The organism is Moellerella wisconsensis (genome assembly GCF_022592395.1).
Lineage (GTDB): Bacteria > Pseudomonadota > Gammaproteobacteria > Enterobacterales > Enterobacteriaceae > Moellerella > Moellerella wisconsensis.
Window position 1 is genome coordinate 2,019,525 of the sequence record NZ_CP093242.1, and the last position, 17,488, is coordinate 2,037,012.

General features: G+C 42.4%; 9 protein-coding genes. All 9 read left to right on the forward strand.

Going from position 1 to position 17,488, the window contains the following annotated elements:
• Positions 1–18 precede the first annotated feature (18 nt).
• The 9 genes from speG to baeS all read left to right on the forward strand — a co-directional run bounded on the left by speG (position 19) and on the right by baeS (position 17,360).
• Complete coding sequence (gene speG, locus MNY66_RS08965; protein ID WP_047257056.1) at positions 19–606, forward strand: spermidine N1-acetyltransferase; 588 nt, start codon at positions 19–21, stop codon at positions 604–606.
• A 49-nt stretch (positions 607–655) separates the two neighbouring features.
• Positions 656–2,725 (forward strand): polyphosphate kinase 1, encoded by a 2,070-nt coding sequence (gene ppk1 / locus MNY66_RS08970; protein WP_047257055.1) that lies wholly within the window; start codon positions 656–658, stop codon positions 2,723–2,725.
• Between the two features lie 5 nt (positions 2,726–2,730).
• Positions 2,731–4,260, forward strand: a complete 1,530-nt coding sequence (gene ppx / locus MNY66_RS08975; protein WP_047257054.1) for an exopolyphosphatase — start codon at positions 2,731–2,733, stop codon at positions 4,258–4,260.
• 130 nt (positions 4,261–4,390) lie between these two features.
• Positions 4,391–5,851: a magnesium transporter gene (mgtE, locus tag MNY66_RS08980; RefSeq protein ID WP_047257053.1), complete on the forward strand. Its 1,461-nt coding sequence runs from the start codon at positions 4,391–4,393 to the stop codon at positions 5,849–5,851.
• An 848-nt stretch (positions 5,852–6,699) separates the two neighbouring features.
• Positions 6,700–8,064 carry an MFS transporter gene (locus MNY66_RS08985; protein WP_241500705.1) on the forward strand — a complete coding sequence of 455 codons (1,365 nt, stop codon included), beginning with the start codon at positions 6,700–6,702 and terminating at the stop codon, positions 8,062–8,064.
• A gap of 358 nt (positions 8,065–8,422) precedes the next feature.
• On the forward strand, positions 8,423–9,652 hold the full coding sequence (locus MNY66_RS08990; RefSeq protein WP_241500706.1) for an MdtA/MuxA family multidrug efflux RND transporter periplasmic adaptor subunit: 1,230 nt from the start codon (positions 8,423–8,425) through the stop codon (positions 9,650–9,652).
• Positions 9,652–12,774: an MdtB/MuxB family multidrug efflux RND transporter permease subunit gene (locus MNY66_RS08995; protein ID WP_047257050.1), complete on the forward strand. Its 3,123-nt coding sequence runs from the start codon at positions 9,652–9,654 to the stop codon at positions 12,772–12,774. The genes MNY66_RS08990 and MNY66_RS08995 overlap by 1 nt, the downstream gene beginning before the upstream one ends.
• 3 nt (positions 12,775–12,777) lie before the next feature.
• Complete coding sequence (gene mdtC, locus MNY66_RS09000; protein WP_047257078.1) at positions 12,778–15,861, forward strand: multidrug efflux RND transporter permease subunit MdtC; 3,084 nt, start codon at positions 12,778–12,780, stop codon at positions 15,859–15,861.
• Positions 15,862–15,863: 2 nt separating this feature from the next.
• On the forward strand, positions 15,864–17,360 hold the full coding sequence (gene baeS, locus MNY66_RS09005; RefSeq protein WP_241500707.1) for an envelope stress sensor histidine kinase BaeS: 1,497 nt from the start codon (positions 15,864–15,866) through the stop codon (positions 17,358–17,360).
• Positions 17,361–17,488: the final 128 nt, after the last annotated feature.

Here is a 17,488-nt window from a genome sequence, read left to right on the forward strand (position 1 = left end):
CTTTTTTGAGGTAAAATTATGAAAGCCGGGCAGTTATCCCCATTTAGATTGCGCCCTCTTGAACGCGAAGACTTAGCTTTTATTCATCAACTTGATAATAACGCCAGTGTTATGCGTTATTGGTTCGAAGAACCGTATGAAGCCTTTGTTGAATTAAGCGATCTGTACGACAAGCATATCCATGACCAATCTGAACGCCGTTTTATCGTTGAAAATGCAGCCCAAAAAGTCGGCTTAGTTGAATTAGTCGAAATTGATTATATTCATCGTCGCTCTGAATTTCAGATTATCATTGCGCCTAATTTTCAAGGCAAAGGCTATGCCACACGCGCAGCAAAACTGGCGATGGATTATGCATTCTCAGTTCTCAATTTATACAAATTATATTTAATTGTTGATAAAGAAAATATCAAAGCCATCCATATTTATGAAAAGCTCGGCTTCCATACTGAAGGTGAATTAATCGATGAGTTTTTTGTTAATGGTCGCTATCACACTGCTATCCGTATGTGTGTTTTTCAGCAACAATATTTTGCGATGAAACAACAAAGTAGTCATCCAGAAAGTGTGGTCAATAAACATGCGACTATTAAACAACAGGTATAATAGCTAGCTAACAAGGATTGACCTTATCACCTATCATATTGGAGTAACAATGTCCCAAGATCGCTCATATCATGAAAAAGAGCTGAGCTGGCTCTCTTTTAACGAACGTGTACTACAAGAAGCGGCAGATAAACGTAACCCGTTAATAGAACGAATGCGTTTTCTTGGTATTTACTCCAATAATCTTGATGAGTTTTATAAGGTCCGTTTTGCTGATGTAAAGCGCCGTATCTTGATCAATGAAGAACGAGGTTCAGCTACGGGCTCTCGTCATTTATTACGTAAAATTCAAACCAAAGTCGCTAAACTCGATCAAGAATTTGACATACTGTATAACGAACTGCTGCTAGAAATGGCTCGTAATCAAATTTTCTTAATTAACGAGCGACAAATCTCCCCCAATCAACAAATTTGGTTACGTCAATATTTTCGCCAAAAATTACGTCAGCACATTACCCCAATCTTAATTAATCCTGAAACCAACTTTGTTGAGTTTCTCAAAGATGATTACACCTATCTAGCGGTCGAAATTATTCATGGGCAAGAGATTCAATATGCATTATTAGAAATTCCATCTGATAAAGTTCCGCGTTTTGTCAATTTGCCCCCAGAAATGCCCAAACGTCGTAAATCAATGATTTTAATTGATAATATCTTGCGTTATTGTCTCGATGAAATTTTCAAAGGCTTTTTTGATTACGACAAACTTAATGCCTATTCAATGAAAATGACTCGAGATGCAGAATATGACTTAGCGACTGAAATGGAATCCAGTCTGCTTGAATTAATGTCATCCACGTTAAAACAACGGCTTACTGCCGAACCGGTAAGATTTGTTTATCAACGTGATATGCCCGATGAAATGGTCGAATTACTGAGAACTAAATTAGGGCTCTCTAATGATGACTCGGTTATTGCTGGCGGTCGTTATCATAATTTTAAAGATTTCATTAAATTCCCTAATGAAGGGAATAAAAATTTACTGTATAAGCCGCTGCCATGCCTACGCCACCGCTGGTTTGATAATTTTCGCAATGGTTTCGATGCTATCCGTGAGCGCGATGTTTTACTGTATTATCCTTATTATACCTTTGAACATACGTTGGAACTGCTGCGCCAAGCTTCGTTTGATCCCAGTGTAATATCGATAAAAATCAATATTTATCGGGTAGCTAAAGACTCTCGGATTATTGATTCAGTGATCCACGCCGCGCACAACGGTAAAAAAGTCACCGTAGTGGTCGAATTACAAGCCCGTTTTGATGAAGAAGCTAATATTCATTGGGCGAAACGCCTCACTGAAGCCGGTGTACATGTGATTTTCTCTGCTCCGGGGCTAAAAATTCACGCTAAACTGTTTATTATTTCTCGACTGGAAGAAGGCCAAATTATTCGTTACGCCCACATTGGTACCGGTAATTTCAATGAAAAAACCGCCCGTTTATATACTGACTACTCGTTATTAACCGCCGATCAGCAAATTACCAATGAAGTTCGCCGAGTATTTAACTTTATTGAAAACCCATATCGTCCGGTGACTTTCGATAATTTAATGGTGTCGCCACAAAATACCCGCATCAAATTAAATCAGTTAATAGATACTGAAATTGAAAATGCACTGGCAGACAAGCCCTCAGGAATAACTTTAAAAATCAATAATTTGGTAGATAGAGAGCTCACAGACCGATTATACGATGCCTCAAATGCTGGAGTAAAAATACGATTATTAATCCGCGGCATGTGTTCATTAGTCGCGGGGCAACCCGGAATGAGTGAAAACATTCAAGTCACCAGTATTGTTGACCGTTTTCTCGAACATGATCGCGTATACGTCTTTACCAATGGAGGGGACGAAAAAGTTTTTCTATCTTCTGCTGACTGGATGACTCGCAACATTGACTATCGTATTGAAGTGGCAGTGCAATTAGTCGATCCACAATTAAAACAACGTGTTCTGGATATTTTAGACTTACAGTTTGGTGATACCGTAAAAGCACGATTTGTTGACAAAGATCTCAGCAATCATTATGTTCCTCGGGGAAACAAACGTAAGATCCGTGCCCAGCTTGCGGTTTATGACTATTTGAAATCTATAGAAAATCCAGACATGAGATCTTAATAACCATGCCATTAACTTATACATCAACACCCCGACCGTTAGAAATCGCCGCTATTGATCTCGGATCAAATAGCTTTCATATGATTATTGCGCGGGTTGTTAATGGTGCATTACAAGTTCTCACGCGGCTAAAACAGCGCGTTCATCTGGCGACCGGATTAAATGAATATAATGAGCTTAGCGAAGAATCAATGCAACGGGCATTATCTTGTCTGGCGCTATTTGCTGAGCGATTACAAGGGTTTCCAGCTGAAAACGTCTGTATTGTTGGTACGCATTCTTTACGTGAAGCCACGAACGCACAAGAATTTTTACGCCGAGCAAAACAAATAATTCCCTACCCGATTGAAATTATTTCAGGCCAAGAAGAAGCTCGATTAATTTTTATGGGCGTTGAGCATACACAGCCAGAAAAAGGCCGTAAACTAGTGATTGATATCGGTGGAGGCTCCACTGAACTCGTTATCGGCGAGAACTTTACGCCACTGCTAATTGAAAGCCGGCGTATGGGTTGCGTGAGTTTTTCGCGTCAATATTTTCCAAATAATGAAATTTCACCGAGTAATTTTGCCCGCGCCCGCTTAGTCGCAAATCAGAAATTAGAAAATATTGCCACCCAGTTTAAACAACAAGGGTGGGATGTGGTATTAGGGGCATCGGGTACCATAAAGGCAGCGCATGCTGTGTTGCTAGAAAATGGTGAACGAGACGGGATTATTACGCCCGCACGACTAGCACAACTGACCCAACACGTATTAAAATACACATCGTTTGATGATCTGGAGATTGAAGGTTTATCCGATGATCGAAAGCAAATCTTTGTTCCCGGACTTGCAATATTATGTGCTGTCTTTGATTCTTTAGATATCAAGGAACTACGGCTTTCTGAAGGCGCATTACGCGAAGGTGTTCTGTATGAAATGGAAGGCCGTTTTCGCCATCAGGATATTCGACAACGCACTGCTCTGAGTTTAGCAGAGCACTATAATATCGATCGAGAACAAGCAAAGCGTGTTTTAGCTACGATGGAACAACTGTATAAACAATGGGCGGAGCAAAATCCGAAACAAGTTAATTTGCATTTAGAAGCTATTTTAATTTGGGCCGTGATGCTGCATGAAGTCGGTTTAAGTATTAATTTAAGCGGCCTACATCGTCATTCTGCTTATATTTTGCAAAATACCAATTTGCCCGGTTTTAATCAAGAACAGCAGTTATTATTAGCAACTTTGGTTAAAAATCATCGTAAAGCCATTAAGTATGATGATATTCCGAAGTTTAATTTATATAAGAAAAAACAGTTTATGCCGCTGATCCAAATTCTTCGGCTATCCATTCTGTTAAATAATCAACGACAGTCAACCACAACGCCGGCAACGTTAAGGCTTGAAACTGATGACGGTTATTGGACATTGTATCTGCCAGCCAACTATTTGGCTGAGAATGCTCTAATGCAACTGGATTTAGAAAAAGAACAAGCTTTTTGGGAAGACGTTCCGGGCTGGGAACTGAAAATATGTGAGGAATCGGCTTAATTGCTCATCATTAAAAATAAAAGGTGCTGTTAATGACAGCGATTCATTGATGAGCAATAACCGCTAGAATTCATCTAATGGACTCATTTTAAATGCTCTTGGGCGTTCAATTTATGTTTTAAGGATTAAAATGTCTCAACCTGCTTTTTCAATTGATGCGGCTCCTACTATGAATCCGCATTCGCAAAAACTGGCGCATATTCGTCAGCAGATTTTAACTCTTTTTCTAGATGATGAAGAGTTTGTACACAGCCTGTTAGAAACTGACCCTCACGTCCGTACAGATGACAAAGTACTAAAAGAAAAAATTGCCGCGGTAAAAGAGCTGCTAAAAGACCTACATACTGCCGATATCGCCGATATTTTGGAGATGCTGCCGTATGATGAACGTTTAGCACTTTGGCATCTGGTCGATAACAGTGAACGCGGTGAAGTATTGGTAGAAGCCTCGGTTTCTGTGTGGGATAGCCTAATCAAAGATATGACCGACCGCGAGCTTTTACGCGCAGTCGCCACTTTGCATATCGATGAGCAAGCCTATATTGCCGAGCACTTACCTCGCGATACTATGCGTCGCCTGCTAACTTATTTAGAGCCAAGCCTACGTAGCCGGATCCGCGAAGTACTGCAATATCCGAAAGACAGTGTTGGTCAAATGATGGATTTCGAATTCATCACCGTAAGGCCTTCCGTCACGCTAAAAACCGTGCAACGTTATTTACGTCAACGCGGTAAAATGCCCGAAGCCACCGATAAGATTTTTGTGGTGGATAACCAGAATCATCTCACCGGTGAATTGCCGTTAACCACTATTTTGACTCAATCGCCAGAAAAAATTGTCGCCGACGTCATGAAAACCGATACTGTTACCTTCATGCCCGATGAAAAAGGTGAAGATGCGGCAGGTGCGTTCGAACGTTATGACTTAATCTCCGCAGCCGTGGTTGATGCCAATGGCTTGATGATGGGACGACTCACCGTCGAAGATATCGTCGATAATATGCACGAAGAAAACGACACCAGTATCCGCCGCATGGGGGGGTTAAGCCGTGAAGAAGACGTCTTTGCTCCGGTAGGACAAGCAGTTAAAACGCGTTGGACTTGGCTGGCTATCAACTTATGTACCGCCTTTGTAGCTTCACGCGTTATTGGGGTGTTCGAAGATACTATTTCCCAGCTAGTCGCATTGGCAACATTGATGCCCATTGTCGCCGGTATCGGCGGGAATACGGGTAACCAAACCATTACCATGATTGTACGAGCCATTGCCTTACACCAAATCCAGACCGGGAGCTTCTCGTTCTTGTTTGTCAGAGAGCTTGGAGTCGCCTTTATTAACGGCATTGTCTGGGGCGGAATGATGGGGGTCGTCACCTACCTATTGTATGGAGATATGGCAATGGGTGGTGTAATGACCCTCGCGATGATCCTCAACTTACTCATGGCCGCTATCATGGGCGTATTAATACCGATGCTAATGATTAAGTTTGGCAAAGATCCAGCCATTGGTTCGAGCGTAATGATTACAGCGATTACCGATACCGGTGGTTTCTTTATCTTCTTAGGCTTAGCTACTATTTTCTTAGTCTAATGCCGCTTTAATTAATCATAATCAACGGTAATCATTATTGCCGTTAATTATAATGCTTACGCCTTCAGTATAAAAAGCATGTCTGTGTCGCCGGCATGCTTTTTTTATGTTTTTTTTATGACTTTTTTTATAACCTCTTTTTATTCTCTATTTACTGTTATTCTCTATTTTTTGACTTTTGATACATCTGATCATGAGTTAATAAATAGCCTAAATAAATAAAATCCATTGCCTTCCATCAATTCAAAATACATTTTAAATAAACGACTCTATCTATAGATTTATTTATGCTTCAGTTTATTTATTCTTCGCTTTATCCCACGGTTTAATCTAAAAAATAGATTAATCAAATAATGAGTTCTATTAATATTACAATATTCTGTTTTTATGCCATTCATAAAACTATATTGTACCATGCTAGCCTGCACCAAAATATCAAGCCAACCACACCAAAATAAGAAAAACTTAATGCCTGTTTTTAGCTTTGCTGTTTACAAAAACTGAAACTTTCTGCTATAAATTACTTATGCACTTTGTTATAACATTAACCAGACAAAAATAAATTAGCAAAATGAATTCTCTTTATTTGCTAATAGCCAGGCCGATAGCTAAACCAATAGCTCATAAAGAGTGCTAACGCTCAGGCAGTAAAATTAAGTAAGTAATCAAGTAATAAAAATTAATAACAGGCCGTAGAGAATATGATCCTCTATACCAGCCTACTATTAACGTCAATTTATGTTTAACCATAGATAACCAATGATGCAATACCCCGTAAAAACAGCTTCTGCTATTCTGGGCAATATAAGTATCAGGGATAAAAATAGAATATATAAAAGGATAGCGACATGACAACACAAACCACTAATGGACAACCATCGGCAAGGCCATTAACCCGCCAAGATTATAAGACTTTAGGTTTATCTTCTTTGGGCGGTACATTGGAATTTTATGATTTCGTTATTTTTGTTTTTTACGCAAAAATCATTTCCCAACTGTTTTTCCCGGGGAATAACGAGTTTCTAGCCTTAATGGCAACACTCGGTTTATTTGCTGCTGGTTATCTAGCCCGCCCATTAGGCGGAATAATTATGGCGCATTTTGGCGATAAAGTTGGTCGCAAGCGCATGTTTACTTTAAGCATCTTTTTGATGGCTTTCCCGACATTTATTATCGGATTTTTACCAACCTATGAGACCATTGGTGCCGCAGCACCATTGTTACTGCTGTTAATGCGTATTATGCAAGGTGCGGCCATCGGGGGCGAAATGCCGGGAGCATGGGTATTTATTGCCGAACATACGCCAAAACAGCGTTATGGATTAGGTATTGGTACCTTAACCTCGGGGATCACCGGCGGGATTTTATTAGGTTCTATTGTCGCCATTATGATTGAGCGTAATTATAGCGCACAGCAAGTTCATGATTTTGCTTGGCGTATTCCCTTTATTTTAGGCGGTATTTTTGGTTTCTTGTCAGTATATTTACGCCGTTTTCTTGAAGAAACACCTATATTCAAAGAGCTTGCGGCTAAAAAAGCATTATCTCAAGAATTACCCGTCAAGACGGTATTAAAATCGCATAAACAAGCTTGCTTGATCACCGCTGCATTAACTTGGTCATTATCAACTGCGATTGTCGTCACCATATTAATGACCCCTGATGTTGTACTGCAAGGGGTATATAAAATTGACCGTAATACCGCATTACAAGCTAACTGTGTCGCGACATTAATGCTAACTATAGGCTGTATTTTCTGGGGTTGGTTAGGCGATAAAACAGGGACTCGTTGCTCTATGTTATTAGCATGGGGGGGCTTAGCAATAACTTCAGTTTATTTTTATGCTCAATTATCTTCTGAGATTGGCGCGACTACTTTGGCATTTAATTATGGATTGATGGGCTTTTTTGTAGGGGCAATTGCAACAACCCCAATAATCAGTGCTCGTGCCTTTCCACCAGCGATCCGTTTTTCAGGGTTATCGTTCGCCTATAATATTGCTTATGCTATTTTTGGAGGATTAACCCCAATTTTAACTGGCGCATGGTTGCAACAATCACATATGGCACCGGCATATTATGTCGCAAGCGTCTCCATTTTAGCGATTTTAGTTGCCTTTTTACCATTAGCTTATAAAGGATGGAGTGCTAATAAAGTGACCGATGCTACGGAACAGACTGTATCCACGCAATCCGCACAAGCACAACACTAAGCAGTAATTCTCCTCTCGCGTATGCCGGTAGCATTGCCGGTATACGCGATTCCTTCGCCATGATCGGCCTCTGATTACATCTCAATTATTCATACAAAAATAATATAAACTGAATCGATTATTTATTTATCTATTATATGCTACTGTTTCCCTCTGATTTTATACGGTTATTGACAGTATCTTCATAATTCCTCCATTTTTCGCTGGATAATTAACGCTAAACTATTAGCCTATCCAATGTTGTTGATATTTTTCATTAAATCCAACTGAACAAACGGAATTTTGAACATTCTAGTCCGTCTATTTTGGACGGTATAACACCACTGATTTATCCTGAATTAAGCGAAAGTGAATAAAAATGACTAAAAATAATCGTTCGACTCTTTTGATGCGCTCAGCCGTTGTTGTTGCCATTATCGCTATCATCGGTACTGGCGGATATTTTTACTCGGCCACCCACGATACAATCAGTGAACCCGCCGCTAAAAAAAACAATAAAAATGCCGCGCCAACACGACGTTTTCCTTTGCCGCCAGTGCAAGTTGCTGAAACAGTTGAGCAAGTGGTACCGCGCTATCTTTCAGGATTAGGGACTGTACAAGCCGCCAATACTGTAACAGTGACTAGTCGAGTAGAAGGTCAATTAATGTCTTTGCATTTTGTCGAAGGACAGCAAGTTAATGCCGGCGATTTGCTTGCCGAAATCGACCCACGACCGTTTCAAGTTCAGCTAGCACAAGCCGAAGGCCAACTTGCTAAAGATAAAGCGCTATTAGCTAATGCTCGTTTAGATCTGGCTCGCTTTCAAACATTAGCAGGCAGCAATGTTATTTCTAAACAAGAGCTAGATAACCAAAAATCGTTAGTGCTACAAGCAGAAGGCAGTATTAAAGTTGATCAAGCGGCGGTTGATAACGCTAAACTGCAATTAACCTATAGTAAAATTATCGCTCCCATTTCTGGCCGTGTGGGCTTAAAACTGGTGGATGTTGGCAACTTTATTAGCAGTGGCACCAGTACTCCGTTAGTAGTGATCACCCAAACTAATCCTGCCGATGTGGTCTTTTCACTGCCAGAAGGCGATATTCCTGCCGTTCAACGCGCACAACAGCCAGGGAATAATCAGGTCTTGGTCGAAGCTTGGGACCGCAATAATATCGCGCTAATCGCCAGCGGACATTTACTCAGTATCGATAATCAAATTGACCCAGCGACGGGAACGTTAAAAATGAAAGCGCGTTTTACCAATGAACAGCAGCGCTTATTTCCCAATCAGTTTGTGAATATAAAAATGCAAATTGAAACATTACAACATGCGATTGTGATCCCTAATGCCGCCTTACAAATGGGCAATGAAGGTCATTATGTCTGGATATTAAATGCGGATAATCGTGTTAGTAAGCACGTGGTGACAGTTGGCTTGCAGGATAATCAGCGCGTAGTGATTGAAAGTGGTCTTAGTGCAGGCGATAAAGTAGTGACCGATGGTGTCGATCGATTAACAGAAGGCGCACAAGTTGAAGTTGTCACGGCGAATGCGCAAAAAGTGACAAAAACCACTAAAACCCCGTCAGCGGAGAAACAATAATGCAGCCAGACACTCTGAAACGTGCCGGCGGTCCTTCGCGCATATTTATTTTACGCCCAGTGGCCACGACACTATTTATGGTGGCTATCTTATTAGCAGGGATTATTGGCTATCGTTTTTTACCGGTCTCCGCCTTACCTGAGGTCGATTATCCGACTATTCAAATTGTTACACTCTATCCGGGAGCTAGCCCTGAGGTGATGACCTCGGCTATTACGGCACCGCTTGAACGTCAATTTGGTCAAATGTCAGGACTAAAACAGATGGCGTCGCAAAGTTCAGGCGGCGCTTCGGTGATCACCCTGATGTTCCAATTAGCGTTGCCCATTGATGTCGCGGAGCAAGAAGTACAAGCCGCGATTAATGCGGCGACTAATTTACTCCCCGCCGATCTCCCTTACCCACCAATTTATAGTAAGGTTAATCCCGCCGATCCGCCGATTTTGACCCTCGCGGTAACTTCTGATGCCGTTGCAATGACCGACGTTCAAGATATGGTCGAAACCCGAGTTGCGCAAAAAATATCTCAAGTCAATGGTGTCGGGCTCGTCACTTTAGCGGGAGGACAACGCCCCGCTATCCGAGTCGGCCTTAACCCACAATCCTTAGCCGCCAAAGGATTAGACAGCGAGACTATACGCAGCGCTATCAATAACGCCAATGTCAATTCAGCAAAAGGTAGCTTTGATGGCCCAACCCGTTCAGTCACCTTATCAGCCAATGACCAAATGAAATCAGTGGACGATTATCGCCGACTGATCGTGGCATTCCAAAATGGTGCTCCCGTCCGCTTAGCCGATGTGGCCACTATTGAACAAGGTGCTGAAAATGATTTATTAGGCGCATGGGCAAATAATGAGCGAGCAATAGTTATTAACGTCCAGCGGCAACCGGGCGCTAACGTCATTGAAACTACCGATGCCATCCGAGATTTACTGCCCGAATTGGTCAAGAGTTTACCCAAATCAGTCAATGTTGAAATATTAACCGACAGAACCAGTACTATTCGCGAATCCGTCGACGACGTGCAATTTGAGTTAATGCTAGCAGTCGCTTTAGTCGTAATGGTAATTTATCTGTTTCTACGCAATGGAATTGCTACTTTGATCCCTGGAATAGCGGTACCATTATCGCTTATCGGCACTTTTGCGGTGATGTATTTCTGTGGATTTTCAATTAATAATCTTACTTTAATGGCGCTGACTATTGCCGCCGGCTTTGTGGTCGACGATGCGATTGTAGTGATTGAAAACATCTCGCGCTATCTTGAGCAAGGTGATAAACCCATGACAGCGGCATTAAAAGGCGCCGGCGAAATTGGTTTTACTATTATTTCGCTTACCTTTTCACTGATCGCAGTACTAATTCCATTATTATTTATGGGGGATATCGTTGGACGTTTATTCCGTGAATTTGCGATTACTTTAGCGGTAGCTATTTTAATTTCAGCCGTGGTTTCCCTTACCCTAACCCCAATGATGTGCGCTCGATTGTTAAAACCAGAATCAGAGCATCGGCACAATAGATTCGAAATCGCCTGTGAAAAATTTATCAATCGTATGATTGCCAGCTATGCCATTGGTTTAAAGCGGGTTTTAAATCACCAATGGCTAACATTGGCTGTCGCATTAAGTATGTTGGCTCTCACTATTTTGCTCTATTTGTGGATCCCAAAAGGCTTTTTCCCATTACAAGATAATGGCATCATTCAGGGGTCGGTTGAAACTCGCCAATCAATATCTTTCTCTGCGATGGCGGATAAACAACGTGAAGTGACCCAGTTATTGTTAAAAGATCCCGCGGTAGATAACATTACCTCTTATGTCGGTGTTGATGGCTCTAATCCGACCTTAAATAATGGACGCTTACAAATCACCTTAAAACCGCTCGATCAGCGCCCAGATCGAGTGGATGTTATCATTCCTCGTATGCAAAAAGCCGCAGAGAGCATTCCCGGCATTAACCTTTATCTGCAACCGCTGCAAGATTTAACTATTGATACCCAAGTATCACGGACTCAATATCAATTTACTTTGCAAGCCTCATCGCTCGAAGATTTAAGTTTATGGGTTCCTAAGTTATTGAATGAATTACAACAACAATCAGCACTTACTGATATCAGTAGCGATTGGCAAGATAAAGGCCTGGTGGCATTTTTACGTGTTGACCGCGATACCGCAAGCCGCTTTGGAATAACTATGTCAGCGATTGACAACGCTCTTTACAATGCCTTTGGTCAGCGGATGGTCTCGACTATTTATACCCAGTCGAACCAGTACCGGGTGATATTAGAAAACAATGCACAAAGTCGAGAGGGACTATCTGCATTTGATAATCTACGTCTTAAAGGGTCGGATGGCGCAATGGTTCCGCTAAAAACCTTGGTCAATATCGAAGAAGGCGAAGGCTTACTATCAATTAATCATCTTGATCAATTCCCGTCTGTGAGCTTCTCATTCAATGTTGCTGAAGGTGCATCACTAGGCGAAGCCGTCAATGCAGTGAAAGCAGCAGAGCAAGCTATTCAATTACCTAAAGATATTACAACTCAATTCCAAGGCTCTACGTTAGCGTTTGAGGCAGCATTGACCAGTACCGTCTGGCTGATTATCGCGGCAATTGTTGCCATGTATATCGTGCTGGGTATCTTATACGAGAGCTTCATTCACCCGATCACCATTTTATCTACCTTACCAACAGCCGGAGTTGGCGCGCTATTGGCCTTGATGATTGCCGGAAGCGAGATAAATATGATCGCGGTAATAGGGATTATCTTGTTGATTGGTATCGTAAAGAAAAATGCCATTATGATGATTGACTTTGCCTTGGCCGCTGAGCGAGAACAAGGTATGACACCTTATGAAGCCATTTATCAAGCTTGCTTATTGCGTTTCCGCCCGATATTAATGACCACCATGGCCGCGTTATTAGGCGCATTACCGCTGATGCTTAGCACCGGCGTCGGTGCTGAACTGCGTCAACCGCTGGGGATTTGTATGGTAGGCGGCTTAATTTTAAGCCAAGTACTGACTCTGTTCACCACTCCAGTCATTTATCTACTGTTTGATCGTTTATCGCGTTGGATTAAATCCGGTCATTCATCCCAGATAACGCAGGAGTAAATGATGGAAGCCTTTTTTGCTTTATTTATTCGGCGGCCGGTTGCTACCCTACTGATCAGCGTTGCGATTACGTTATGTGGCTTACTTAGCTTATCATTTTTACCGGTTTCACCTTTACCCCAAGTGGATTACCCGGTCATAAACGTTTCAGCCTCGATGCCGGGTGCTTCTCCTGAAACGATGGCTTCGTCGATAGCCACTCCGTTAGAGCGTTCTCTAGGCCGGATTGCGGGGATCAATGAAATGACCTCCAGCAGCTCACTAGGCAGTACACGTATTACCTTAGAATTTGATTTAACTAAAGATATCAATACTGCTGCGCGTGAAGTCCAAGCGGCGTTGAATGCAGCACAAAGCATGCTACCCAGTGGCATGCCAAGTCGGCCACGTTATTACAAATCTAATCCGTCTGATGCACCGATTATGATCTTAACTTTGAGCTCAAAAACGGTCAATAGCGGTGAAATGTATGATATTGCATCGACAAAGCTGGCACAAAAAATCGCACAAATTGAAGGAGTGAGTGAAGTCACCGTCGGCGGAGGATCACTCCCAGCAGTACGAGTAGAGCTCAATCCAACAGCATTGTTTAATCAAGGTGTTTCACTCGATGCGGTACGCCAAGCAATTAGTAGCGCCAATGTCCGTCAACCACAGGGGCAATTAACTAATGATAATGTACGCTGGCAGATCCAAACCAATGATGAGCTTAAGAAAGCAGCTGATTATCAACCAATAATTGTTCATTACAGCGCGGGAAATGCGGTAAAACTCAGCGATGTCGCTACGGTTCGTGATTCTGTCCAAGATGTGCGCGCGGCTGGAATGTCCGACGGCTCTCCGGCGATATTAATGATTATTCGCCGTGATGCTGGAGCCAATATTATTGAAACGGTAGAGCGTATCCGCGAGGAACTTCCCGAATTACGCAGCATGATCCCAGCGAGTATTGAACTAATTGTAGCACAAGATAGAACGCCGACGATTAAAGCATCACTGGTTGAAGTAGAACGTGCGCTTGTAATTGCCATCGCCTTAGTTATTTTGGTCGTCTTGATTTTCCTGCGTTCTGGCCGAGCTACCTTAATTCCGGCTATCGCTGTCCCTGTTTCATTGATTGGGACTTTTACCGCTATGTATTTGTGCGGTTTTAGCCTCAATAATCTATCTTTAATGGCGCTCACTGTTGCCACGGGTTTTGTGGTCGACGATGCTATCGTGGTATTGGAAAACATTTCGCGCCATTTGGAAAATGGTTTAAAGCCCTTTCAGGCTGCCGTTAAAGGGGTAACTGAAGTCGGCTTTACCGTGGTTTCGATGAGTATCTCGTTGGTCGCCGTATTTATTCCCCTGTTATTGATGGATGGATTAGTCGGCCGCTTATTTAAAGAGTTCGCCATTACTCTAACCACCGCTATCTCGATTTCATTGCTGATATCATTAACCCTAACGCCAATGATGTGTGCCTATTTACTCAAGGCACCGAATAAAAATAAAGCGAAGAAAATCAGAGGTGCTGGCAAAGTCTTGTTCAAAATACAACAAGGTTACGCTGTCACGTTAGACTGGGCATTATCCCATCGACGCACCATATTGGCATTGCTGTTAGCCACTATCGGCCTAAATGTATATTTGTATATCAGCGTACCAAAAACCTTCTTTCCTGAGCAAGACACGGGCCGACTAATGGGCTTTGTCCGTGCTGATCAAAGTATTTCGTTCCAATCGATGAAAGAAAAAATGTCGCGCTTTATCCAGCAAATTAAAGCCGATCCGGCGATTGATAATGTAACAGGATTCACTGGTGGGAGTCGTATAAACAGTGGCTTTATGTTTATCTCCTTGAAGCCACTAGACGAACGCAGTGAAAGCGCGACACAAGTAATTAATCGTCTACGCGTCAAACTGGCTAACGAACCAGGAGCAAATTTGTTTCTGATGCCAGTGCAAGATGTACGTGTCGGTGGCCGTGAGGCAATGGCTAGTTATCAGTTTACTCTGTTAGCTGATGACTTAAATGAATTACGCGAGTGGGAACCCGCCGTACGTAAAGCGTTAGCGACCTTACCGCAACTGGCTGATGTTAACTCTGATAAAGAAGATAAAGGCGCAGAAATGGCGCTAACCTATGACAGAGATTTAATGGCTCAATTGGGTATCGATGTGCGAGAAGCCAATAATTTGCTGAATAATGCCTTTGGTCAACGACAAATCTCAACCATTTATGAAGCCATGAATCAGTATAAAGTGGTCATGGAGGTAGCGCCTGAATATACTCAGGATGTCAGTTCATTAGATAAAATGTTTGTAATAAATGGGCAAGGACAAGCCATTCCATTATCCTATTTTGCCCGTTGGCAGCCATCAAATGCGCCCCTAAGTGTTAATCATCAGGGGCTCTCAGCTGCTTCAACTATTTCATTTAACCTGGCCGAAAACGCCACCTTAGATGAGGCGATTAATGCCATTGAAAAAACCATGACTGAACTAGGTGTCCCCTCTTCTGTCCGTGGCTCGTTTGCCGGAACGGCTCAAGTTTTTCAGGATACCTTAAAATCTCAGCTATTATTAATTCTTGCCGCCATAGTTACGGTGTATTTAGTTCTCGGGATCTTATATGAAAGCTATATTCATCCATTAACCATCTTATCAACGCTCCCCTCGGCGGGGGTTGGGGCTTTACTGGCTTTAGAGCTGTTTAATACCCCCTTTAGTCTAATTGCACTCATTGGGGTGATGTTGTTAATAGGGATAGTGAAAAAAAATGCCATTATTATGGTGGATTTCGCTATTCAGGCACAACGTGTTGGTGGATTAACTGCCCGCGAAGCTATATTTAAAGCCAGTTTACTGCGGTTTCGGCCTATTTTAATGACTACATTAGCGGCTATTTTTGGTGCACTTCCTTTAGCGCTTGGCTCGGGTGATGGCGCAGAACTGCGTCAACCGCTAGGAATAACTATTGTCGGTGGGCTGATTATGGGACAAATATTAACCCTATTTACCACACCGGTTGTCTATTTATATTTCGATCAGCTACGTCAAAAAATGCAGCAGCGTCGTACGCGCTCATCATTAACGGAGTGACTATGAAACGCCGATTAGGATTAACTCAGCTCCGATTAACCAGTTTAAGAACGCGTTTATTTCTGGCTATCTTTGCCACCTGTATTTTACTGGTTATTATCATGCACTTTGGTGTCCGTTCGAGCTTTCAATCTGGATTTATCGGCTATATTAAAACCGATAACCAACAGCGTACCAAACTTATCGCTGACGCCTTGGCGGAACAATATCAAGAGGTGGGTAGCTGGCAATTTTTAATGAAAGATGAACGGGCTTTTTTCCGTATATTACGTTCTATCGAACAAGGACAGCATGCCAGCAATGACCTCCAAAACAGCCGACAACATGGCCCAATGAATGGGCATAAGCATATGTCTGGAATGGCGCCTAGAAATGCGCCACCTCAACCTATGCCGATGCAATTCTGGGTATTAGATAAGCGCAGTAAACCGCTTTACGGGCGTAAAACACCTATTCCTCCCGATGCAATACGTGAGCCAATTAAGCTAAATAATGGCAAAATTATTGGTTGGGTTGCCGCTAGTTCAACGAATCGATTAACCCGAGAAATCGACTTGCGTTTTGATGCTCAGCAACTCTATACCAGTTGGATAGTGGCAGGAATTTCACTGTTAGTGGCCTTAATTGCCACGTATTTTCTAGCACGCGGCTTTTTACAGCCGATTAAACGTTTATTGCAAGGAACCCAAAAATTAGCTGCCGGTGATTTTTCTACCCGAGTGCCTGATTCAGGCCCTGACGAACTGGCTAAATTAGCGCAAAACTTTAATCATTTAGCCTCAACGCTGGAAAAAAACGAGCAAATGCGGCGTGATTATATGGCTGATATTTCTCATGAACTGCGTACCCCACTATCTGTACTGCGCGGTGAACTTGAGGCGGTACAAGATGGTATTCGCCAAGCGACACCAGAAACATTAAATTCATTACTCGCCGAAACGGAAACATTAATCAAGCTGGTCAATGATTTACATCTATTATCATTATCCGATCGTGGCTCCCTTGCCTACCGTAAACAGTTGATTAATCTAACACCCGTGATTACTGTTGCACTCAGCCATGCACAGAGACGATTGGCGGAGAAGCCTTTAACTCTCGAGATAGCCTTACCAGAACAAGTTAATGCGATGGCTGATCCCGATCGTATTACCCAGTTATTCTATAATTTATTAGAAAACAGTTTGCGTTATACCCACAATGGAGGGCAATTGCGGCTGCAAGGTGAAATTAATCACCAACAATTTATTTTACGCTGGGAAGACAGCGCCCCCGGTTTAAGTGTCGAGCAATGTGATAAAATTTTTGAGCGTTTTTATCGGGCCGAATCTTCACGCAACCGTGCCAGCGGAGGATCAGGACTAGGATTAGCCATTTGCTTTAACATCGTCGAAGCACATAACGGCACCATTAGCGCCTCGCCTTCAGAATTGGGTGGAGTATGTATTACCCTCACCTTGCCACTGATGACGATAGAAAATACCATGCTAGATCATAGTTGAAATACGATCATAGTTGAAATTAGGCTGTACTTTAGTGATCTGAATACACCAGCTATGCTGGTGATGACTCAGGCACCTTAAACGCCATGTACAACGATATGTTGTCAGAAACTGTAGTTGTCAGAAAC

What these genes read in the sequence shown, in the direction of transcription:
- speG (WP_047257056.1), top strand. Translation starts at nt 19, where the DNA reads ATGAAAGCCGGGCAGTTATCCCCATTTAGATTGCGCCCTCTTGAACGC.
- ppk1 (WP_047257055.1), top strand. Translation starts at nt 656, where the DNA reads ATGTCCCAAGATCGCTCATATCATGAAAAAGAGCTGAGCTGGCTCTCT.
- ppx (WP_047257054.1), top strand. Translation starts at nt 2,731, where the DNA reads ATGCCATTAACTTATACATCAACACCCCGACCGTTAGAAATCGCCGCT.
- mgtE (WP_047257053.1), top strand. Translation starts at nt 4,391, where the DNA reads ATGTCTCAACCTGCTTTTTCAATTGATGCGGCTCCTACTATGAATCCG.
- MNY66_RS08985 (WP_241500705.1), top strand. Translation starts at nt 6,700, where the DNA reads ATGACAACACAAACCACTAATGGACAACCATCGGCAAGGCCATTAACC.
- MNY66_RS08990 (WP_241500706.1), top strand. Translation starts at nt 8,423, where the DNA reads ATGACTAAAAATAATCGTTCGACTCTTTTGATGCGCTCAGCCGTTGTT.
- MNY66_RS08995 (WP_047257050.1), top strand. Translation starts at nt 9,652, where the DNA reads ATGCAGCCAGACACTCTGAAACGTGCCGGCGGTCCTTCGCGCATATTT.
- mdtC (WP_047257078.1), top strand. Translation starts at nt 12,778, where the DNA reads ATGGAAGCCTTTTTTGCTTTATTTATTCGGCGGCCGGTTGCTACCCTA.
- baeS (WP_241500707.1), top strand. Translation starts at nt 15,864, where the DNA reads ATGAAACGCCGATTAGGATTAACTCAGCTCCGATTAACCAGTTTAAGA.